The organism is Thermogemmatispora aurantia (genome assembly GCF_008974285.1).
GTDB lineage: Bacteria > Chloroflexota > Ktedonobacteria > Ktedonobacterales > Ktedonobacteraceae > Thermogemmatispora > Thermogemmatispora aurantia.
Genome location: NZ_BKZV01000001.1, coordinates 1,534,194 through 1,556,364, shown reverse-complemented (window position 1 = coordinate 1,556,364; position 22,171 = coordinate 1,534,194). Strand labels below are relative to the sequence as shown.

The window sequence follows — 22,171 nt, the reverse complement described above, 5'->3', positions numbered from 1 at the left end:
GGCTTGTTGACTGACCAGCGAGCTGCTCGGCGGAATGGCGCTGAGAAGAGGGGAAGGCTGCGTAGACCAACCCTTGCTATTCTTTCCCTTGCGACGTAGACAGTGAAGGCTTCCTTCGTTAGAATGCTATGGATACTGCTCTCTTCTATAGTAAGAAGTAGTAGCAAATAAAAGATAGCAGGCTGGTCTGACTTTTTATGATGGCTCGCATACTGGCTTTAGACGTGGGAGAGGCTCGCATCGGAGTGGCCGTCAGTGATGCCTCGCAGATTCTGGCCTCGCCCTATACGACGCTGGAGGTAGGCGGCAACGAGGCCCGGCTGTGGGAGGCGCTGCGGCGCATCATTGAGGAGAACGAGGTTGAGGCGCTCGTGGTGGGGCTACCGATCAGCCTTGATGGGCAGATCCATCAGCAGGGAGAGCGTGTGCTAGCCTTTGTCGAGCGCTTGAAGCGCCATATCAAGATCCCAGTCGATCTGTGGGATGAGCGCCTCTCGACCGTGGAGGCGCAGCGTTTGCTCGCAGAGCGGGAGCAGGAGGAAGGAGGGAGGCGTTCCAGGCGTGGTGGTCATCGAGGTGGTCAGGGAAAAGGAGGAAGGAACCGGCAGGGAGTCGATGCTCTGGCAGCGGCGCTTATTCTGCAGCAGTACCTGAATCACCGGCACCAAGCTCCAGAGGAAGCGTCACAATGAAAGTACGAGGTCCTCACCCTCCTCGCTCACGGGGGGCCATTCTCAGCGTCTTTCTGGTCTTTGCCCTGGTTCTGGGCCTCACCTATGTCTCGTGGAACCTGGTCACGGCGGTCTTAGAGCCTGTCAGCCCGCCCGGCCAGGGGCATACGGTAACGATCATTGTCCAGGAGAATGAGACGGTACAGCAGCTGGCGAATGATCTGCAGGCCAAGGGACTGATCCGCAACACGCTGGCCTTTCGTTTCTGGGCCAAGATCAAGGGTCTGGACCAGCATTTGCAAGCTGGCGTCTATCGCAACCTGAACAGCAGCATGAACATGAGCGACATCATCGATGCGCTCATGACAGGGCAGCCCGATGAGATTGCCATACGTGTCCCCGAGGGCTGGCGTCTGGAACAGATTGCTGACAAGATTGAGGCAGCGGGCTTGCCACGTTTCAGCAAGCAGGACTTTCTGACCTACACCAAGAATCCGGCCAAGTTCCCCGATCGCAACAAATTTCCTTTTCTCAAGCAGCTCCCCTCGGGGGCGACGATGGAGGGGCTTCTCTTCCCCGATACCTACTTTTTCACGCTTGGGGCGACGACCACTGATGTGATCGATCGCCTGCTGGAGGAGTTCCAGGCCAAGGTGCAGCAGTACCACCTGGACACGCAGGCGGCAGCGAACCATATGAGTCTCTACCAGATGGTCATTCTGGCCTCAATTGTTGAACGTGAGGCGGCCTTTGACAGCGACCGCCCGTTGATCGCCAGTGTCTACTGGAACCGTGTCTATCGTCCCAATGCCGAAACAGCAGGCTTTCTCGATGCAGATCCCACTGTCCAGTACGCACGCGATTCGCAGCCCGGCACAAAGAGCTACTGGGCGCCCCTGGCCGCTTCGGGTAGTCAGGTGCTACCCGATAGTCCCTGGAACACGTATACACATAAGGGTTGGCCACCGACGCCGATCTGTAGCCCGAGTCTGGCCAGCCTGCAGGCAGCGGCGTCGCCGGCCAAAACCGACTACTACTTTTTCCTGAACCGGCCTGATAACGGACGGGCCGTCTTTGCCAAGACTCAGGCCGAGTTTGATCAGGAGGTTCAGCAGTATCTGAAGTAAGGAAGCAACGGCGAGAGTAGAGCTAATGAATCTGAATCTCGGACAGGTCATTTTTCTAGCTCTGTTGCAGGGTATCACCGAGCTGTTCCCCATCAGCAGCCTGGGGCACACAGTAGTCATCCCTGGGCTGCTGGGTTGGGGAGATCTTGTGGGCAACGAACGTTTTCTGCCTTTGATTACAGCGCTCCACCTGGGAACAGCCCTGGCGCTCGTGATCTATTTCTGGCGCGATTGGCTCCAGGTGCTGCGCACCTTGTGGAAGAGCGTCAAAGAAGGCCAGGTACAACGAGGCACCGAGGAATGGGTGAGCTGGTTGATCATTATCGGCTCGATCCCGACGGGGATTCTGGGGGTCTTTCTGGAGAAGCCGCTGAAGCAGCTCTTCGCGTCTCCTGTTGTCGCCGCCACCTTCCTGGTGGTCAATGGTTCCCTGCTCTTCTTTGGGGAGGCCTTGCGCCGCTATCGAACGGCACAAGAGGAGCGTCGTCAGGCTAGTAAGGACGCGAAGAGTCTGCTGCGTCCTCTGGCCTCGCTCTCCTGGAAAGAGGCGGTGCTGGTGGGCCTGGGCCAGTCCCTGGCCTTGATCCCGGGTATCTCGCGCTCTGGCGCTTCGATGGTGGCCGCTCTCGGTGTGCGCCTCAGCCATGAGGACGCGGCGCGCTATTCTTTTCTGCTAGGAACGCCCATCATCTTTGCGGCGGCTGTTCTTGAAATCCCTCAGCTCTTTGGCCTTTCAGGCTCCGTCTTGCTGCTGGTCTTTACAGGCATGGTACTCTCGGGGCTAGCAGCTTACCTCAGTACTAAATTCTTACTGAAGTATTTTGAGACGGGTAACCTCTATCCTTTTGCCGTCTATTGCTGGATCGCTGGCCTGGTTGGGCTTGTTTTGCTCTTCTTCGTATTGCACACCGCTGCCTGATTAGGTAGAATTGCTTAGAGGCTGTGGGGGAAGGAAGCTGCTCTCGACAGGGATGGCCCTGTCGGTGGTGGCTCCCCCCAGCCTGGCAATGGTCCCCGTTCTGAAGGAGGAAGTCCTGTCGTCAGCCCCGACAGGGCTTGACCCCGCGAACCGAGGTCCCTATTTTGAACTTTTGAGGAAAAGGTAGGAACACCGCGTATGAAGAACCAGTATCTCTTTTATGCCGCCCTTGCTGTAGGTATTATTCTGCTCATCCTCGGCGTCGTGTTCGAGGTAACTCATCATCCTGCACGCGGCCTGGTCGGCCTGATTGTCGGTGCGATCCTGCTGATCGTTGGGATCGTCGGTATGGTGATGGGGCGGCCCAAGACGGCCTAGTTGGGCCGAGTCCTGTGCCGGTCTGTATTGGGCTGGCCTGGCTTGTTGTCCGTGTGCTTGCTGCCGCCTCTCTCTGGCTGGATGGACGGGGCAGGCGCGCCTTGAAACGATAGGCAGGCAGGGGGACAGGAGTAGCCCCGGAAAGTAGAGGGCTGGTGATCCGGCTAAGGCTCCCTGTTACCCCTGGCCTCTTTTCCTGGCCAGGTAGGACTGCGGCCTAGCTAGTAGGCCCAACCAGGGCCAGATCTTTCTTACCAACAAAACAAATAACCTATTTCTTTCTCTCAGGAAAGGGTGGAACGATGAAGAACTCTTCCAGTCCTACGGTCTTTATCCTGGCGATCGTGGTAGCGATCGTGGCGTTGATTGCCGGCATCTATTATCTAATCCCAGGCATTCCCCATCTGCTCGCTTCGCCACCGACCGCCGTCCACGTAAAACATGCGGTGCTCTTTTTTGCGATCGCCATTATCTGCGTCATTGGTGCCCTGGTGACTCGCCCCCGGGCTGCCTGAGCACTGGCTCGCGGAGCGGGACAGAGAAGAAAGGGTTCCCTCAGTCGGCGTCCATGCCAGAGGAAGGCAGAGAGAAGCGATTGACAGCTCTCTCTGCCGGTTTTGCTAGGTGTTTCCCCGTTTCTTTCAGTCCTGTCTGCCTCCCAATGGAATCCTGGCCTGAAGCAGTTTAGCTGGAAGACCCAAGCACGCTGCCGACGATCTGAGGGTAACCGCGAAGGAACTCAGCGGCACTGATCGCTTTGCGCCCTTCCAGCTGCAGGTGGCTCACCAGGAGCCAGCCTTCCCCACAAGCGATTGCCAGCAGCTCCTCGCCGGCAAGCGTGTGCCGATGTACTGTGCCGGGAGGCAGGTTCCTTGGAAGGGGACTCTGCTCCTCGCTCAGGGCTGTGGCCTTCAGAATCTTGAGCAGCTTGCCACGCCAGAACGTGTAGCTGCCCGGCCAGGGGGTATAAGCGCGCACCATACGTGCCAGCCAGATTGCGGGCCGCTGCCAGTTGATCTGGCCGTCCTCCTTGCGCAGCATGCGGGTATAGCTCGCCTGGCTCTCGTCTTGGGGCTGAGGCGTGATCTCGCCGGCGATCCAGCGTGGTAGTGTCTCCAGCAGGGCCGTTGCCCCCAGCTCTGCCAGTTTCGCGCTTAGCGTCTCCGTAGTATCGTCAGGGTCAATCGGCAGGCGGCGCTGATGGAGAATAGGGCCGGTATCGATGCCAGCATCGAGCAGCATGATGGTCACGCCGGTCTCACTCTCTCCCTGCAGGATGGCCTCGCTGATCGGCGAGACGCCGCGGTATTTCGGCAGCAATGAGGCATGGATATTCAAAGTGCCGTAGCGCGGCTGATCGAGCACGGCTTGGGGCAGAATCTGGCCGAAAGCCGTGACGATGTAGAGGTCGGCATGATAGGCTGCCAGGGCCTCGATCGTTTCAGGGCGCTTGAGCGAGCCAGGCTGCCAGACGTGTAAGCCATGAGCAAGCGCAACCTGTTTCACTGGCGAAAAAGCCAGGTGGTGACCACGGCCAACCGGCTTGTCGGTACGCGTGATCACCGCTACAATCTCGTAACCCTCTGCTAAGACGGCCCCAGGTCTGGCGCCGCGGATCAAGGCTTCCAGGGGAGGCACGGCAAACTGGGGAGTGCCCATGTAAATCACTCGGAGCATAGGTCGACTCATCCTTCTCCCTTCTACGCGAATTACGTCCCTATAGTAGCATTTTCAGGCTATCCGCCCCTTGAGGCGTGCCAATATGGTATACTGCACTCACCACAAGTGAAACATCGAGGTACAACGTTGTATGCAAGGGTGGGAATACAACAACCTGGTCTCTGGGGGCGGGCAGGCAGGCGGAGGAACGCCGCCCTTATCCGCTGCGCTTCAGCCAACACCTCAGCGTCGGCAGCAGTTCACATTCGGGATCTATTCGACAACACCTCCAGCGACAGAACCTGAGTGCATTCTGCAGCGCGCTGATGAGGTGAATGCAGTGAGGCGCATGCTGAGCAACCCCAATACCAGCGCTGTCTTTCTCACTGGTGAGCCGGGGGTCGGTAAATCGACGCTGGCCGCGCTCGTCTATAAGAGTATCCAGGCCATGGCCCAGGTGGCAAAGGAGCCTCCGCTGCAGCCACGTTACTTTGTCTGGCTGAGCATTAGCTCGTTCGCCAATCTACCCGATGTCATCGCCGCTATCCTGCGCAGCATCAACGTTGACACCTCTACCTTCTTTCTGCTCAAGCCCGAGCAGCAGATTGCGACCCTGGTGCGTGCCTTGCGCCGTCCACATGAGAGCGCCTTCATTGTCCTTGATCAGTTTGAGCAGTTGCTGGACCCGGAGACGGCCCAGGGACTGGTCGGACGCGGAGCGTTGGCGGCCTTCTTTGAGATGCTTCAGATGGATTTGGGCACCAGCCGCCTCTTGCTGACGAGCTATCTATCGCCCTATGGACCCCTCAACGACGATGAGAAGCGCGTGCGCTCGTATCTGGTCTCGCGGGTCAGTATCCCCGAGGGGGTTTCCTTGCTGCTGCAACGCGGTCTGCAGGGCAGCTATGAGGATCTCTCTCTGGTCTGGCAGCGCTGCGGCGGCCATGTCTTTGCCCTGTTGCTGGTCTGCGCCCTTGTACAGCTCTCAGGAATTTCTCTGTCCTATCTCTTGCACGCCGCCGAGTATCAGCCGCTCTGGAGTGGCGATGTAACCCTCCAGACTATCGCGGCGCTCTATCGCCATCTCTCTCCCCTGCAGACCTTGCTCTTGCGCGCCCTGGCGCTCTTCTCCGAACCGGTCCCACTGACGGGAATTGTGACTACGGTTACGGGCCAGTACGCCTCAGCACATGCTCTGCGCTTTGAGCAGGAGCTGCTGCAGCTGGCGCAGCTTTCGCTGGTGCAGTGCTCCCTGAATGAGGCAGGGATCACCTGCTACGACCTGCATAGCCTGCTGCGCCAGTATGTACTCGCTGCCTACCTGGAGGGGAACGATCTCCACCATAGCGAGGCGCTGGAGAGCATGCTGGGCCTGCGTAGCCCTTTACTGGAGGCCCTGGCCGGCCTGAAACCAGATGAGCCGGAGGCCCGCGAGATCGCTCTGGCGAACAGCCATTTACAAGTTGCGGCCTACTACCGTCGCCTGGCTCTGGAGCAGTGCCCGCCTCGCGAACAGCGCACGGGCCTGCAGGACGTTGTGCCGCTGTTGCATGCTATTCGCCATCTCTGCCTGGGCTGGCGCTGGCAGGAAGCCTGCGATCTGCTTTTCGACGAGAGCTTGCATGAAAGCCTCATGCGCTGGGGAACGTGGAATACATTGATGAGCATGTATACAGGGATGCTACCGCCCAGCGGCTTGCTGACCCGCCACGATGAGGGCCTGGTCAATAGTCATCTGGGCTTGCTCTATGCCCGCCTGGGTGAGTATGAGCAGAGCCAGCTCTGCTATGAACGCGCGTTCAGCATTCAGCAAGCCCTGGGCGACCAGCACGATGCGGCGGTAACGCTGGTCAACATGGGCGAGCTGTATCGCAGCATGGGGGCACTCCAGCAGGCCCAGGCCTATTTCGAGCAGGCGCTGCTGCTCAATCGCCAACTCGCAGAGCCTGACCCTGAGATCGAGTGCGTGGCACTGCATAATCTAGGTCTGCTCTGCCAGACGCAAAAGCAGTATCAGCAAGCTCTGAGTTATTATCAACAGTCACTGAAGCTAGCACTGCGCACCCAGGAGCGCTACGATATTGGCATGATTGTCACCAACATGGGCATGCTGCTCTATGAGCAGGGAAGGCAGGTCGAAGGACTGGCCTTGCTCTTCTTTGCGGTGCAGTGGCGCCAGGCTCTGCAGGACCCAACGGTGAGCACGGTTGAGCTGTTTCTCAACACCCTGGAGCAGCGCCTGGGGGTGGAGACCTTTGCAGGTCTGCGCCAGGCCGCCCTGTTGCAGCAGGAACAGTTGCTTGGCCAGCTCTTTGCCTGAGCTGAGCCTGCCTTCTGGGCTGGCGATCGCGATCGCTAGCTGGTGCAGGAGCTGCCGCTCATAGCCCAACGAGGCTCTGGAGGGGTCTGGCCGGTTGCCCCTGGCCAAAAAGGTTCTGTTTGCAAACTTGCTGGAACAGTATGCGTTATAGTAAGTGACTACGAATCAGCGACGCTTTCCTATCCGGGACCAGGGTAGCGTCCATTAGCGCTGCCGGGTTGTTCCGCTGGCGGGGCTATGCGCTGGCGAGCGAGAGGCTATTCCCCGGGTGGGCGCTGGGTGACCGTCCCGCATGATAGGGTTCGCTGGCGTCTGCTCTGCTCGTTTTGGCATGCATGCTTGCTGGCTCGGGCAGGTTGCAGCCGAGACGATACCTCGCTTTCTGGCCAGCCATTGGTCAGGAGCAGCTTCTTTCACGGATGGGTCTATTCTGCCGATGTAGGGTCCAGTCAGCAGGAGGGTAGGTCAGGCTAGAACGCCTGCTTTGGCTGACCAGTCTGCTTGTTTACCGTGAGCTGTAACGCTTGCCTTCTCCTTACGCGGTTGCTTTTGCTATCCTGCGGGATAGCCATATTTTACGATGGCCACGGGAAACGACTTGCCAAAGCGTTGTACTTAACAGTACGCAAAGAAGAGGTACGGCCCTGTCACAGAAGGAGGGCTACGACTTACTGAGGAAGCAGATAAACGAGCCAGCGAGACTAGAAACTGCTGCTAGGAAATTGAGAGAATGATGTGGGCGGTAGCAGGGCGGAGAAGCACAAGGCACCTGTACTGGAGTGAAGTGACCTGGAGCAGTATCAGTGCTGTGCGCGTGTGAGAATTTAGCGCGCATGCCAACAAGGCTCTCTGCTAGGAAGTTGTCAGGAAGTGAGTTTGAATGACTGCGAAACGCCAGTTTATCAAGAATCCGGCTCAGATTCTCAATGAGCCTGTTGAGCAGGAGCCTCAGTCGGGTCTGTGGTCGCCGAACGGCGGGCAAAGGGGGGGAGAAGCCGCGGCGCAGGATCAGCAGGCGGGACCGACTGCCACACGGTCAACAGGTTCGGGTCTCTGGCAGAAGAATCCTGTGGGCGGACCGCCGAGGCTCTCTCTGCCTGGTATTGCCGGGCCTGCGGCCTCTTCGCCTCTTGCGACGCCTGCTGGCCAGTCACCAAACGGAACCGGCGACCTGCCTCTGCCACTTTCTCAACAGGGTCTTCCGCCCTTCTCTCTGAATCAGGTTTCGTCGCACCAAACGGACGCCAATGTTCCTCTGAATCGCCTGCCCGATCTGTTGCAGCAGGGGCTGGCTCAGTCGCAGCCCTCGTCTGCCCTCGGAGGGCCACTCAGTTCGCCGGGCCTGGGTCCCTCGGGCCTGGGTCCCTGGCCAGCCGCACCAGGCCTCAGTGGGCCTGGTTCCATGCCTGGTGGAATGCCGGGTTATCCTGGTCAGGGGGCTGGTCTGGCTTCGGGCCCAGGAACGGGACCGCTGGCTATGGGAGGGGCGATGACAGCTCCTCCAACGACACCATCAGCTACTTACCCTGTGTCGCTGCCGGGCCTGGGTAATGGTCTGCCAGCGGTGGGTGCTACGCCGGGCGTTGACTGGCCGTCCTCGGGTGGTTGGGGAGCGCCACCTCAACCGGTACCTCTACACTCAGCTCAGCCGGCCAGTCCCTCGCTGCCTCGCCCTGTCAGGAAGGGACAGACACGGAGACGCCGCTTCCCTCTCTGGGTGCGCATCGTGGCCGTGGCCTGCCTGGTGATCTTCCTTCTCACAGGCGCGGCGGTGGCTTACTATTACTATGCCTTCGCCGGAACCGTCAATAATATTGTTGGTCAGCAGGTCCCGCGCCTGCGCGGAGATAGCGGTTCCGACACATCGCAGAGCCAGAGCGGTGGCTCGATCCTCAGCGGGGGGCGCTTTAACATTCTCTTGCTCGGCAGTGATACCGATGAAAAATTCGCTGGTCACTATATTGCCCAGACGGATATCGTGGTGACTGTTGATCCGGCCACCCATAGCGTCGGCATGCTCTCGATCCCGCGTGATTTCTGGCTGCCAATCCCCGGGGTCGGCATGGGCAAACTGGATGAAGCCTACGGTTACGGAGGCGTGGCCCTTTCGCGCGCTACGATCCATGCCGATTTTGGTATCCCGATTGATTACTATGCCTGGGTCGGTCTCGATGGCTTTGTCAAGGTGATCGATACGGTCGGCGGGGTCGATGTTGATGTTATGCACCCCATTACAGACGATACCTATCCCGATGATGTCGGCAATACGACCGGTGATATCCATGCCTACAAGCGCCTCTATATTGTGCCAGGACCGCAGCATTTGTCAGGTATCCAGGCCCTGGAATATGTCCGCTCGCGCCATGCCGACCTGGTGGGCGACTTTGGCCGTTCGGCCCGTCAACAGCAGGTGCTGACGCAGCTGAAAACCAAACTTGATAACCCCCAGATTTTTGGGAAATTGCAGGAGATCGCCCAGGACCTGAATGGATACGTGAAGACCGACCTCTCTTTGACTCAGGTGCTGGAGCTGATGAATTTCGCTCGTACGATCAATGCGGCGAGCGTGCAGCGTGTGACCCTGGGCCCGCCTTACTCACATGCCGCTACAGTGACACGCGCGGGTCAAGCAGTCGATGTCGAGATCCCCAACTGCGATGCTCTGCTGCCGGTGATTGCCAAGATGTTCGCTCTGGGCGACAAGGCTCAGTGCAATATTGGGACAGCCAGCAATCCCTCGTCGTCAACAGTGGCTCAGGCGACGAGCAAGACCAGCAACAGCGCACTCTCGACGCTTCAATCTACCTCGGCTGTGGCTGACAGCGCGCAAGCTGGCAATCCGCTCTCCACTGCTGCTCAGATGGCTAATCTCGGCCTGATGAGCCTGCAGGGCGGCAGCAGCGATAACCTCTTAGGTATACGCAGCCTGCTTGACTTGATGCTGGCGGTAGTCTGTGAGTCGCTGGATGCGGCGAAGGTCTAGTCTGGTCAGCCAGTGGACCACGCCGGAGACGAGGTCGCTGCCTGACCTGGGATCTGATACCTGCCTCGAAACTCGCCTTCATCGGGCAGGAAGGTATTTATTGCCTGACAGATCGGCGAGACGAGGCAGGCCTCTATGACGATTTATACATAAGAATGGATGACGATGCCCGGGCGGTGGAGCAGAGAGAGGAAAGGACAGGTCTGTGGGTACTGATGGTCCAGGGCCACAGACTTGCTTGCCTCACCTTGCTACCCCGGAGGACGCTCGGAGAGCGCAGCCAGCGCCGAGCCTGGGGCTGGTGCGCCAGCGTCCGCTCGCGCCTGCCGAGTGGGGAGATAGTGAGAGCCTCGCGATCTGGCAGCATTGTTGCAGGGCTGTAGACATTGGTTGCAGACCCGCGAGCGAGAAAGGAACAAAGTGAGGTCGCTACAGCTCTGCCTTCCGTCGATCCACCCCGGGCATTATCCTGACGTACGAGCAAGTGAGCGAGCGGTTCAGAGAAGAGAAGAAGAGCGATGAAGAAGCAGAGCATCTCGTGGCGCCTGGGCATCTTGCTATCATGCCTGGTGGTTCTGCTGCAGGGCTGTCTCTGGTTTGGAGGTGGCAACAGCGAGTTCAAGCAGACCACAGTCGGGAACCGCCAGGTAGGAGTCAATCAGAACCCAAATCTCTTCAAAGGGAAGATTTACTTCACCATCGATCATAACCTGTGGGTCCTGGATGGCCTGACCAATAGCTTAAAGCAGCTCACCAAAGGTCAGACTGTGAGCGATCCGGCGGTCTCACCTGATGGTAAATGGATCGCCTTCACAGTGCGCTTCAAGGACTATTCCGACATCGAGTATATGTCGGTCAACGGTGGCCCGTGGCATATGTTGCTCGATGGCAATGGCCATTACTACTTTGTGCCTGGCCTGGATGTCCCCAAGGATGATTTCAAATGGAATGTCCAGCCACGCTGGGCCCCCGACAGCAAGCACCTGCTCTTCCTGAGCGATTTCCAGAAGGAAGACTGGTATCAGTACACGCACTACGATGCGCCAGTACTCGACCTGCAGATCTATGAGATGTCGATCGATGAGCCTAACAACTACAATGCGGTCCAGGATGTGGCTTACGCCTATGTTGGCGATGGAGGTGACAGTGATCCCAGCTTCCGGCCCGGGCACCCTGACCAGATTATATATACCCACTATGCCTACGATAACACACACACACAGCAGGTGATTCAGCTCTTCATGGAAGATCCCAATGAAATTGCGCGTAAGCCTCACGGTACCTACTATCCTGGATTGCCGGGCTTCGATCCGGGGATTGCGATCACTCCGCCCAACGTGCAGTGTTTAGAGCCGGCTTTCTCCCCCGATGGCAACACCATTGCCTACATCCGGCGTGAGTCGGACGGCCAGATGGGCCTCTACATCATGCCCACTCCGGAAGGCGTTACCACGAACCCGAACGATCCGACGGTGGAAAAGCAGGCCCTCTTGCCTTACCAGCAGTCCAAGCTGCTCGTCAAAGGGGAGTTTGTCAGCCAGCCCGTCTGGTCCCCCGATGGGAAAGCCATCGCCTACTTTTTCTACTCCAATGAGGAGTTTAATCTCTGGCTTCTCAAGCTCAATTACAATCCGAAGACCAAGACCTACAGTCCCGCTGGCAGCCCAATCCAGCTCACAAGCGGTGGTGTCGATGGCGATTCTCACCCATTCTGGACGGCGTGAGTGTTTTGATGATATACTTACCCTACGCACTATACTGGGAACAAATAACGATCCTTTGATATCACCTTGCTGGGGGATCTGAGGTAGAGCCTTGAGTCAGCTGGAAGGCACGCTCATCGCGGGACGCTACGAGATTCGTGAGCATATTGCTACCGGCGGCATGGCTAGCGTCTTTAAGACCTGGGACCACCGCGTGGAGCGTATTGTTGCCATTAAGGTGCTGCGTTCGCTCGATAAGAATGATCTGCGCGCCGTAGAGCGCTTTCGCCGGGAGGCGCGCGCGGCAGCAGCTCTGGCCCACCCCAATGCGGTTACCATCTACGATTTTGTTGAGGAGGGTGGGCAGTATTTCCTGGTGATGGAGTACATTCAAGGCCCCACGTTGAAGCAGCTGATCACTCAGCGCCGCCGCCTGCAGGTGCGCGAAGCCTTTGAAATCGCCTGCCAGGTCTGCTCAGTGCTGCAGGTGGCCCACGCGCGCGGCTTTATCCACCGCGATATTAAACCTCAGAATATTATGTTGACCTGGAACGGGATCACGCCGCTGTCCCAGGATTTGAGCAGTGGCCTCTGGGTCAAGCTGACAGATTTTGGGATTGTGCGTGTGGCCGAAGATGCTGGACTGACGAACAGTGGTATCGTGCTCGGGACGGCAGATTATCTCTCTCCGGAGCAGGCGCGCGGCGAGACGTTGACGGCCTCCTCCGATCTGTATTCGCTCGGCGTGGTGCTTTTTGAAATGCTGGCCGGGCGCCCGCCGTTTGTGGGGCCGACCGCAGTCTCGATCGCGATGCAGCACGCCTCTACCAATCCCCCGCTGCTGCGCCAGTTTAACCCCTCGTTGCCAATCAGTGTGGAGCGGGTGGTGATGCGCGCGCTGGAAAAAGAGCCGGAGGACCGCTTCCATTCGGCCATCGAACTGCAACAGGCTTTGCGGGCCTGCTTGCGTGAGCTGGTGCAGCAAGGACATCCCGCTGTGGCCTCTCCCTGGCAGGGCCTGGCCTCTCCCGCTGGCGGTGGTGGTGGCCCGCTCTTCCCACCGCAGCGCCAGTATCCGTGAAGAAGGATTGGTCCCGTCGGTATCATACTCTTAGAAGAGAACCTGGATGAGAAGGAGGGCGCTCACTCAAGCGCCCACGGTTAGAATTGCTGTATGGAACGAACGAAGGTTAGTACCACCAGTGCACCTGCCGCCATCGGACCGTATAGCCAGGCGATCCGCTGCGGCCAGTTTATCTATGCCTCTGGACAGATTGCGCTCGATCCCGCCAGCGGCGAGCTGGTGGGCGACGATGTGGCAACCCAGACCCATCGCGTGTTGCAGAATCTGCAGGCTGTGCTGCAGGCTGCCGGCAGCTCTCTCTCGCGCGTAGTCAAGACAACCGTCTTTCTGGCCCGCATGAGCGACTTTCAGGCGATGAATGCGGTCTACGCTACCTATTTCTCCGAGCCGGCGCCGGCCCGCTCAACGGTAGCCGTGGCCGAGCTTCCGCGCCAGGCTCTGGTCGAGATCGAGTGTGTGGCGCTCGCTGAGGACCAGGCGGGAGAGTGATCCGCGTGAATCCAGCCACGCTCTGGCACAGGGCGCTCCAGCGCCTGGAGCTGTTGCCTATCGATGTTGTGGCCAGGGTCTGGCTGCGCACTGCCCGCCTCATGCCCGTTGCTCCCGCTCGCGAGTCGCCCGCCACGACAGGGGAGACAGAAGCTCTCTCTTTCTGGCTCCTGGTTCCCGATGCTCTGGCCTGTGCTCTGATTCAGCAGCAGTGCCAGCCTGCTATCGAGCAGGCCCTCGCCGAGTTAGTTCAGCAGCCGGTGACACTGAGGGTGGTGGCGGCGAATGATGCTCCCCGGGAGGCTCACGCTGATGAGGAGATGGAGATGGCCGCTATGGAGGACCGCCAGAGAATAACGGAGACGTTTGTCGCTCGACACAGCAGAAATGACTCTACTCCTCCTTCTCCCTACTATGATTACGATCTGCCTAGCAAGCCACCTGTGCACGCGCCGCATGACTCCACGCTGCCGGGGTCGCTGGCTGGCGGAACGCTTTCCTGGGAGCAGGAGAGCGCAGGGGCGATGCCCAACCGGCTGAACCCGCGCTATACCTTTGACGCCTTCATTGTGGGCAATAGTAACCGTCTGGCCCATGCCGCATCCTACGCGGTGGCGGAGGCCCCCGGCGAGGCCTATAATCCGCTGTTCCTGTATGGAGGGGTCGGCCTGGGCAAGACCCATTTGCTGCACGCCATTGGTCATAAGGGTGCTCAGGCCGGTCTAACGGTGCTCTACGTCTCGTCTGAGCAGTTTACGAACGAGATTATCAATGCGATTCGCTATCGCACCACCGAGGAGTTTCGCGCGAAGTATCGCTCCGTCGATATTCTGCTGGTCGATGACATCCAGTTTATCGCTGGCAAAGAGTCGACGGAGGAGGAGTTTTTCCATACCTTTAACAGCCTCTACGAGATGAGCAAGCAGATCGTCATCTGCAGCGATCGCCCCCCCAAGGCTATTGTGAGCCTGGAGGAGCGACTGCGCTCACGCTTTGAGTGGGGACTGATCGCCGATATTCAGCCACCTGATCTGGAGACGCGCATGGCGATTCTACGTGTCAAGGCCGATATGCTGCATTATCCGGTACCCGATGAGGTCATCGCCTATATCGCCAGTCGCGTCCAGACCAATATTCGTGAGCTGGAGGGCTGCCTTAATCGTCTGATGGCCTACCAGCAGCTGCACCGCACCGAGCTGACGCTTGATGTGGCGCGGGCGGCGATGTCATCGCTGGGCAATGGGGCGCGCGAAGTGCAGCTGAGTGGCAGGCAGATTGCCCAGGCGGTGGCCGATTACTTCCATATCCCGCTGGAGGCCATGTGTGGCAAGCAGCGCGATAAGCAGATTGTGATTCCGCGCCAGATTGCCATGTATCTGATTCGCCAGGAGACCCAGCTCTCGCTGCTGGAAATCGGCCAGCTCTTCGGTGGGCGCGACCATAGCACGGTGCTGCATGCCTGCGAGAAGATCGAGCGGGCTATGCAGCTTGATCCTGGCCTGCGCCGCGATGTGGTCGCCATCCGCGAGCTATTGCTGCCGCGCTGAGCCGACTCGCTAGCTGACTGTGGGTGGGTTCGGCCTGAAATCTTGCCTGTGCTTTGCCGAACGTTACGGAAAGAAGGTCTATGCTGCCTTATACGACCTACCTGATCGATCTGGACGGCGTCGTTTACCGTGGGAACGAGCTGCTGCCAGGCGCGCGCGAGTTCGTGCAGTGGCTGGAGGCCAACGGTAAAAAGTATATCTTTTTGACGAATAACTCGTTCGCTACGGGTTCGCAGATTCTGGCCAAGCTAGAGCGCCTGGGCATCCCAGCCACGCCTGAGCACTTGATGAGCGCGGGCCAGGCGGCGATGCAGAATATCGCCCGCCGACTGCCTGGGGCACGGGTCTACATTGTGGGCGAGCAGCCGCTGGTGGAATTAGCGCAGGAGTATGGCCTGACGGTGGTGGAGGTCGATGCAGAGGAGGCCGATGTGGTGCTGGTCGGCCTCGATCGCTTTTTCGATTATAGCAAGCTAACCTGCGCAGTGCGCATCGTGCTGGCCGGCGCGCTCTTTATTACCATCAATCGCGATCCGTTGTTGCCGATCGCCGGCGGCGGCTTCCTACCGGGCTGTGGAACTCTGGCGGCAGCTATCGAAGCCGGTACCGGCGTGACGCCGGAGGTGGTGGGCAAGCCGGAGCCAATGCTCTTGTTGGAGGCAATGGAGCGCTTGGGCAGTAAGCCGGAGGAGACGGTAATGATTGGCGATGGCCTGGACGTAGATATTCTGGCTGGCCAGGCCGCCGGAACCCATACGATTCTGGTGCTCTCGGGCCGCAATAACCGCGCCGATATCGAGGTCTCTCCAATCAAGCCCGAGCATGTCTATGAGGACCTGGCTGATCTGCTGCGCCAGTTGCAGCAAGTCAAATCATGACGGTTCACGCTCTTCTTCTGTTGACGATGGTCTGTGTGCAGGATTCTCTACGAACGAAGTGGAGATCCTGCTCTTCTTTTGGAAGGGAATAGCTTCAGCTCACACACTGTGCTATAATGGTGGCATTCCGACAATTCTGCCCTGCTGAGAAAGGTCATGCCTGTCCCCAATTTTCAAGAGTTTCTCTGGCCTTTGCTGGAGCTGGCTGGCGATGGCCAGGAGCATACCCTGACCGAAGCGGCTGAGCTTGTGGCCCGGCGCTTCGCTCTCAGTGAGACCGAACGCAATGAGCCGCTTCCCAGCGGGAAACAGGCCAAGTTCTGGAACCGTCTGTCGTGGGCCCGTACGTATCTGCAAAAAGCGCAGTTGCTCGCGAGCGCAGGCCGCGGGCGCTTCCGCATTACCGAGCGTGGTAGGAGGGTGTTGATAGCGCGACCACCGACGCTGGATGTGGCCTACCTGAAGCGCTTCCCCGAGTTCCTGCAGTTCCTGGCTTCCTCGTCCCATAATGGGCAGTCGCCAGTTGCCGCCCAGGAGGCGCTCGATCGCTCCGGCCAGACTCCCCAGGAGCTGTTAGAGACGACCTATCAGACGCTCAAGCGCGAACTCGCTCAGGAGCTGCTCGAGCGCGTCAGGAAGAGTACCCCAGGCTTCTTCGAACGGTTGGTTTTGGATTTATTGCTGGCAATGGGCTATGGTGGCTCGCGCAAAGAGGCGGCCCAGGCGCTGGGTGGTACCGGCGATGGCGGAGTCGATGGCGTGATTTATGAGGACCGCCTGGGACTGGATCGCATTTATGTTCAGGCTAAGCGCTGGCAGGGTACCGTTGGCGGACCCGATGTCCAGGCCTTTGCAGGGGCCTTAATGGGTAAGAAGGCCCGCAAAGGGATCTTTATGACGACTGGCACTTTCTCCACCAGCGCCCAAAACTATGCTCGTAGCGTTGATAATCTGAGCATTGTCTTAATCGATGGCGAGCAGATGGCCCAATTAATGATCGATCACGGAGTGGGTGTAACTGAAGAAACGCGCTACATCTTGAAAAAGATCGATAGCGACTATTTCGAAGAGTAGCTTGTTGAGATACCGTGCTCGACCCAGAGAGTGGCAGCGCTGAGACGCAATCACCATCTCAGCTTTCAGGGGAACCGGCCAGAGACGCGCTATGGCTGGCTCAAGCTCACTCCTGCTCACTCGGTGACGCTGATCAAGGAGCTGCTGGCCGGGCTCCCGCCAGGCGATTCGCTGGTGCTCGATCCATTCTGCGGCACCGGCACGACAGCCCTGGCCATCAGTCCCTCTCTTTTCGACCGGCTCCAACAAGCTACTATGCTGCCTCCCTCTTGGAAGACACCCTGTGCAGAGGTGCTTGCAACCTGGCAGCATAGAGATCGTGCCGCTGCGCAAGCGCTCCTCGAAAAAGGAGCTCTTCGAGTACGTCATCTCCGCCCGCAAGCCGTAAACCGGGAGCAGGAGAGGGGGAAGAATGGAGAGGCACGATGGCCCTACCTTTGGCAAGCAGGGCCATCATGCGCTTCTCATGTGGATGGTCTGGCCGCGGCCCTTGCTCAAGAGCCTTTCAGTCCCAGGTGCCGAGATGGACGTAGCCCTTCAGCAGTGCACGGGCGATAATATAGTGTTGAATCTCGTCCGTACCCTCATAGATGCGCGTCACGCGCACGTCGCGATACCAGCGCTCAATAGGTAACTCCTTGGTGTAGCCCATGCCGCCATGAATCTGGAGCGCGCGATCGACCACGCGATTGACCATGTTGGAGCCGTAGAGCTTGGCGAGGCTGGCCTCGTAGCGGTTGTCCTGTTTCTGATCGGCCTTCCAGGCCGCGTGCAATGTCAGCCACTTCGTGGCCTGGATCTCCACCGCCGAATCGGCCAGCATCCACTGAATAGCCTGGCGCTCGGCGATGGGCTTGCCGAAGGTGACACGCTGGCGGGCGTAATCGATGGCCATCTGCAGCAGGCGCTCAGCGGTTCCGACGGCGCGCGCGGCGATCAGCCAGCGCCCCTGACCGATCCATTGCATGCCCAACGAGAAGCCCTGGCCGACCTCGCCCAGCACGTGATCCTCGGGCACGCGCACGTTATCGAAGAACAGCTCAGCGGGCGACCAGCCGCCCATTGTGGGAATGGGGCGTGAGGTCCAGCCCATCGCGCGATCCACCAGAAAGCAGGTCACGCCGCCCCTCTGAGGGGGCTTCTCGCGATCGGTGACGGCGAAGACCATCGCGAAATCGGCCTCATTGCCGTGAGTAATGAAGACCTTCTGGCCGTTGATCACCCAGTGGTTGCCGTCTTTGACGGCGGTCGTACGGATCGCCGAGGGATCGGAGCCGGCTCCCGGCTCGGTGAGGGCGAAACAAGAGATGCGTTTTCCCTCGATCACCGGGATCACGTATTCTTGCTTCTGCTTCTCGTTGCTATAGTGCAAAAGAATATTGTCGACGCTGCCGCCGAAGCTGAAAGGCACAATGGTGCGTCCCAGCTCCATCTGGATAAGAGCGGTCATCACCGATCCCAGGTTAGCACCGCCATACTCCTCCGGCGTGTTGATACCCCAGAAACCCAGCTCCTTAGCCTTGAGCTGCAAAGCCCGGTAACGCTCCGGCTCGATTCCTGTCGGATAGCGCCCTTCATTGCGCAGGACCTCATGCTCCAGCGGCATTAGTTCACGCTCAACAAACTGGCGCACGGTCTGCTGAATCAGCTTCTGCTCCTCTGTCAGAGAGAAATCCACGCTGGCCTCCTTGTCGCGCACTAAGGGGACACTTCATCTCAGGTCGCCCTGGCAAAGATTATAGCACGCGGCTCGGGGGCAGAAGAGCTGCGTCCCCCAGTCTGTTCGAAGGCATGGCGCTCTGGCTGCTACTACCAGCGATGGTAGCAAGGGATTGCGGGGGAACCTACCTGAATAGCAAGCGTGGGGCGTCCAGGCTCATGAAGGCAAGAAAGGAGTGGCTTATGCGTGCGATTCGTGATTGCGCTGATCTCCCCTTGCACTGGCGCGAGGGAACTCTCCGCAGCTATCGGCTGCTGGCGGGAGAGGAGACGCTGGCGCTCATCAGCTTCCAGCGGCTCGCAGGCACCACAGCCCTGGCTGAGGTGGCCGAGGGACGTTTCTGCTTTGAGCGCCGCGGCCTCTGGCTGCCTCAAGTGGCGATTCGTCAGGACGATGAGCGCGGTGAAGAACTGGCCATCTTCGAACCCCAGCTGTGGAGTCGCGACGGAGTCCTCATCGGCCTGCATGGTCCCCTCTATCGCTGGAGTCGTGTTCATGAACGGCGTGCTGAGGAAGGCGAAGGCACCGTACCTGGCCCCTGCTGGGAATGGCAAGATCTTACCGAGCGCCCCCTGCTGCACTTCAACCAGCTCATTTGTCTGCCGCACATGCGCATGAGCGGGGTGCTGACCATTGAGCCGGCAGCCGCTGGGCTGAGCCTGCTGCCACTGCTGGCAACACTTGGCTGGTACCTGCTGGTGCTCTACGAGCATGGTGCCACCAGACCGCTGCCCGAGGTTCATTCTCCCCTCCCCCATTAAGGATCGAATGGCCGCTGAAAGAAGGTGACAGGGCAGGACCGACCCAGCGTGCACGCCCCGGCAAGGGAACTGAAGGGCCTGTTCTGCCCTCTTGCTTTGATCCACGACCCTCCGGGCCGGTCCTCTCCTCTGGGGCACATGGAGATCGAGGCAAAGACTGCCTGGCATCAGCTCGATGAGGGGCAGGCAGGGCCAGCGCCAGGAGCGTCGAGCAACGGTGCAGGCCCGTTATGATATACTGGCTGTAGTGTAAGCAATCATCGCAGATGAATCACTGGCTCCCCTAAAGCTAGCCTGGGAAATCGGAAAGGAAAGTCGCTTCTCTATGGATAGTCAACAGGGTCTGCAGTTGCCACCGGACTTTTTCTATCATCGCCTGCCCAACGGCTTGGAGATGATCGGGCAGTATATGCCTAGCTTGCGGTCGGTGACGTTTGGCTTTCAGCTCGATGCCGCGGTGATCCACGAGCCAGAGGATAAGAGCGGACTGGCTCACCTGTTCGAATATATGCTATTTCAGGGGACGAAGGAGAAGGATGCTCGCACGCTGAATGAGGCCTTCGAATCGCTAGGCGCACGCAAAGGAACAAGCACGTCGCTGGAGACAACGCAGGTCTGGGCTCAGATTGTCAATACCAGGCTCGATGCCACGCTGGATCTCTTCCATGAAGTCCTGCTGATGCCAACCTTCCCCCGTGACGAGTTAGAGCAGATGCGCAATATTATCCTGCAAGAGATTCGGCGACGCGACGACGAGCCAATGAGTCGCATCTTTGATCTGGCCCGTCTGCACTTCTACGCCGGCAGTGCCCTCGGACGCCCGATCTATGGAACTGCGGAGGATGTGCGCGCGCTCCAGCAAGAGGACCTGCTAGCCTTCTGGCAGGAACGCTATCGCCCCAATAATGCCCTGCTCTCGATCGCCGGCAATTTCGACTGGGAGCGTGTTGTGGCCAAGATCGAGCGGCTCTTTAGCGACTGGCAGGGGGCCGCCAGCCCTTCGCCGGAACAGCATCCGCGCCCCTCTAACACCATTGTCCTTGAACATCAGGAGGGAAAGCAGGAGCACCTGGGGCTGATGGTGCCTTTCCCGAATTACACCCACCCTGACTATTATGCAGCGCAAATCATCGGCGAGGCCCTCGGTGGCAATATGGCCTCGCGGCTCTTTGTCGAGGTACGCGAAAAGCGCGGTCTGGTCTACAGCGTGTCGGCGGGCCTGAGCAGCAATAAGGCCATAGGGTCCTTGCGTATCTATGCTGGCACTACCCCGGAGCAGGGACACGAATGCCTGGCGGTCATTCTAAACGAGCTGCGGCGCCTGCGCGAGGAAGGTCTAACCGAGGATGAGCTAGAGCGCGCCCGCGTGCAGCTCAAGAGCGAGCACATTATGCGCAGCGAAGGCTCTGGCGCACGCATGAGCGCTAATGCTCGCTCGTGGTGGTATGAGCGCCGCCTGCGTACACCTCACGAAGTCAAGGAGGCCATCGACTCCGTGACCGCCGAGCAGGTCATGCGCGTACTACAGGAGTTCTCGCCATTGCAGCCACTGACGGTGGCCGCCATCGGCCCGCTGAGCCGCGAAGAGCTGATAGGTGATCTGCTGCCACTTTCCTGAGCTGCGGTAAGTGATTTGTCACTGCCAGCGCCATCTTGACTTTCGTTGACCCTCAGCGTACAATTTGATATGTCCATATGGATATATGGCTGGAAGTAAACCCTGGCTACCCTTGGGGAAGAGCCAGCGGCGACCTTGCCACTCGCTGGCCGGGCCGATTACCCAGGCAGCCAGTGAGCTGAGCGGGCAAGCGGGTTCTGGAGGTGAGGGGCGTGGGTTAGCGGGCAGAAGGCGAGGCGCAACGAGGGGGCCGGGAATGGTTTCGTTCCAAGAGCAAGGAGCAACAGCTATGGTCGCACCAGCCTTGCAGAGCGAAGAAGCTCTTTTGAATCGTATCCGCAGGCAGCAGCTCGTCGAATCGCTGGAGCACATGAGTCCGCTCTATCTGGAAGGGATCAAGCGCATCCTGACGGTCTCTGCCGATACCGAGCTGATCAGTGCCCCGGCCTATTATCATGCTGCCGTGCATGCCCCCACCTTGAACGCCTTTGGCTCTGCTGTGGCCATTATTCAGGATGAGCTAGGGCACGCGCACATTGCCTATCGCCTGCTGCGCGACCTCGGCGTTGACACCGAGCAGCTCATTTTTGAGCGTGATCCGCGCCAGTTCAAGTACCCCTATGCCTTTGATGTGCCGCTGGATAACTGGGTAGAGCTGATTGTCGCCAATGCCTTCTACGACCGGGCTGGCTATGTATTGCTCAGCGACATCTATCACAGCACCACCTTCGGGCCGTGGAAGCGGGCGCTGGTGAAAGTAGACAAAGAGGAGACCTTTCATCTGCGTCACGGCGAGCAGTGGATGCGGCGTCTCAATGCCACGCCAGAAGGTCACGAGCAGCTGCAGAAGGCCGTCGACTGGATGTTTCTGCTAACCGTTGAATGGTTTGGCCTGCCCGACGATCTGAAGAAGCACAGCGAGCAGCTGGAGTACGGTTTCAAAGGGCACACCAACGACGAGTTGCGCCAGATCTGGATGTCGACGGCGGTGCCGCTCTGTGAAGAGCTACAGCTGAGGGTGCCTGCGCACTACGATCCAGAGCAGCAGAAGTATGTCCTGGACTGCCCCTTCCCGGCCCATTTCGATGCCAAAGCCAAGCGCTGGCTGTTAGAGGAAGGCCCCTGCAGCTGGGACGACGTGCTCAAGCGCTGGAAGGCGCGCGGCCCGGCTAACGAGGAGTTTGTCGGTCTGATCCAGCGCGGCAAGCGCGAGATGCTACGTCTTTTGGAGCAGGAGTAA

The 22,171-nt window shown here is 59.1% G+C and carries 18 protein-coding genes; 16 read left to right on the top strand and 2 right to left on the bottom strand.

The window, feature by feature from the left end; translation table 11 throughout:
* Positions 1-197: 197 nt before the first annotated feature.
* From ruvX to KTAU_RS05990, 5 genes are all read left to right on the top strand, one after another.
* Entirely contained in the window at positions 198-692 is a 495-nt protein-coding gene (ruvX, locus tag KTAU_RS06010; RefSeq protein WP_151727474.1) for a Holliday junction resolvase RuvX, read from the top strand.
* Positions 689-1,798: an endolytic transglycosylase MltG gene (gene mltG, locus KTAU_RS06005; protein ID WP_151727473.1), complete on the top strand. Its 1,110-nt coding sequence runs from the start codon at positions 689-691 to the stop codon at positions 1,796-1,798. The genes ruvX and mltG overlap by 4 nt, the downstream gene beginning before the upstream one ends.
* Before the next feature lie 25 nt (positions 1,799-1,823).
* On the top strand, positions 1,824-2,717 hold the full coding sequence (locus tag KTAU_RS06000; RefSeq protein ID WP_151727472.1) for an undecaprenyl-diphosphate phosphatase: 894 nt from the start codon (positions 1,824-1,826) through the stop codon (positions 2,715-2,717).
* A 198-nt stretch (positions 2,718-2,915) separates the two neighbouring features.
* Positions 2,916-3,095 (top strand): hypothetical protein, encoded by a 180-nt coding sequence (locus KTAU_RS05995; protein ID WP_112429863.1) that lies wholly within the window; start codon positions 2,916-2,918, stop codon positions 3,093-3,095.
* A 302-nt stretch (positions 3,096-3,397) separates the two neighbouring features.
* Positions 3,398-3,610: a hypothetical protein gene (locus KTAU_RS05990; protein WP_151727471.1), complete on the top strand. Its 213-nt coding sequence runs from the start codon at positions 3,398-3,400 to the stop codon at positions 3,608-3,610.
* Between the two features lie 169 nt (positions 3,611-3,779).
* Here the strand turns inward: KTAU_RS05990 and fmt are convergent, their stop codons facing one another.
* A complete protein-coding gene (gene fmt / locus KTAU_RS05985) occupies positions 3,780-4,772 on the bottom strand; it encodes a methionyl-tRNA formyltransferase (RefSeq protein ID WP_170293084.1) in 993 nt (330 codons plus the stop codon).
* 133 nt (positions 4,773-4,905) lie between these two features.
* On the opposite strand from fmt, the gene KTAU_RS05980 reads away from it, so the two are divergent.
* The 8 genes from KTAU_RS05980 to KTAU_RS05945 all read left to right on the top strand — a co-directional run bounded on the left by KTAU_RS05980 (position 4,906) and on the right by KTAU_RS05945 (position 16,832).
* Complete coding sequence (locus KTAU_RS05980; protein WP_151727469.1) at positions 4,906-7,074, top strand: tetratricopeptide repeat protein; 2,169 nt, start codon at positions 4,906-4,908, stop codon at positions 7,072-7,074.
* An 880-nt stretch (positions 7,075-7,954) separates the two neighbouring features.
* Positions 7,955-10,057 carry an LCP family protein gene (locus tag KTAU_RS05975; RefSeq protein ID WP_151727468.1) on the top strand — a complete coding sequence of 701 codons (2,103 nt, stop codon included), beginning with the start codon at positions 7,955-7,957 and terminating at the stop codon, positions 10,055-10,057.
* Between the two features lie 518 nt (positions 10,058-10,575).
* On the top strand, positions 10,576-11,781 hold the full coding sequence (locus tag KTAU_RS05970) for a TolB family protein (RefSeq protein WP_151727467.1): 1,206 nt from the start codon (positions 10,576-10,578) through the stop codon (positions 11,779-11,781).
* A 91-nt stretch (positions 11,782-11,872) separates the two neighbouring features.
* Complete coding sequence (locus KTAU_RS05965) at positions 11,873-12,841, top strand: protein kinase domain-containing protein (RefSeq protein WP_151727466.1); 969 nt, start codon at positions 11,873-11,875, stop codon at positions 12,839-12,841.
* Between the two features lie 93 nt (positions 12,842-12,934).
* On the top strand, positions 12,935-13,333 hold the full coding sequence (locus tag KTAU_RS05960) for a RidA family protein (protein ID WP_151727465.1): 399 nt from the start codon (positions 12,935-12,937) through the stop codon (positions 13,331-13,333).
* Entirely contained in the window at positions 13,330-14,880 is a 1,551-nt protein-coding gene (dnaA, locus tag KTAU_RS05955; RefSeq protein WP_228026329.1) for a chromosomal replication initiator protein DnaA, read from the top strand. The genes KTAU_RS05960 and dnaA overlap by 4 nt, the downstream gene beginning before the upstream one ends.
* A gap of 80 nt (positions 14,881-14,960) precedes the next feature.
* The gene (locus KTAU_RS05950; RefSeq protein ID WP_112429847.1) at positions 14,961-15,758 is read left to right on the top strand and encodes an HAD-IIA family hydrolase; all 798 of its coding nucleotides are present in this window, start codon (positions 14,961-14,963) and stop codon (positions 15,756-15,758) included.
* A gap of 156 nt (positions 15,759-15,914) precedes the next feature.
* Positions 15,915-16,832, top strand: coding sequence for a restriction endonuclease (locus KTAU_RS05945; RefSeq protein WP_151727464.1), 918 nt, complete (start codon positions 15,915-15,917; stop codon positions 16,830-16,832).
* 505 nt (positions 16,833-17,337) lie between these two features.
* Here KTAU_RS05945 and KTAU_RS05940 read toward each other — a convergent pair.
* Positions 17,338-18,510 (bottom strand): acyl-CoA dehydrogenase family protein, encoded by a 1,173-nt coding sequence (locus KTAU_RS05940; protein ID WP_151727463.1) that lies wholly within the window; start codon positions 18,508-18,510, stop codon positions 17,338-17,340.
* A gap of 224 nt (positions 18,511-18,734) precedes the next feature.
* Between KTAU_RS05940 and KTAU_RS05935 the strand changes: the two genes are divergently transcribed.
* From KTAU_RS05935 to KTAU_RS05925, 3 genes are all read left to right on the top strand, one after another.
* On the top strand, positions 18,735-19,313 hold the full coding sequence (locus KTAU_RS05935) for a hypothetical protein (protein ID WP_151727462.1): 579 nt from the start codon (positions 18,735-18,737) through the stop codon (positions 19,311-19,313).
* A gap of 325 nt (positions 19,314-19,638) precedes the next feature.
* Positions 19,639-20,931 (top strand): M16 family metallopeptidase, encoded by a 1,293-nt coding sequence (locus KTAU_RS05930; protein WP_151727461.1) that lies wholly within the window; start codon positions 19,639-19,641, stop codon positions 20,929-20,931.
* 289 nt (positions 20,932-21,220) lie between these two features.
* On the top strand, positions 21,221-22,171 hold the full coding sequence (locus KTAU_RS05925; protein ID WP_151727460.1) for a Phenylacetic acid catabolic protein: 951 nt from the start codon (positions 21,221-21,223) through the stop codon (positions 22,169-22,171).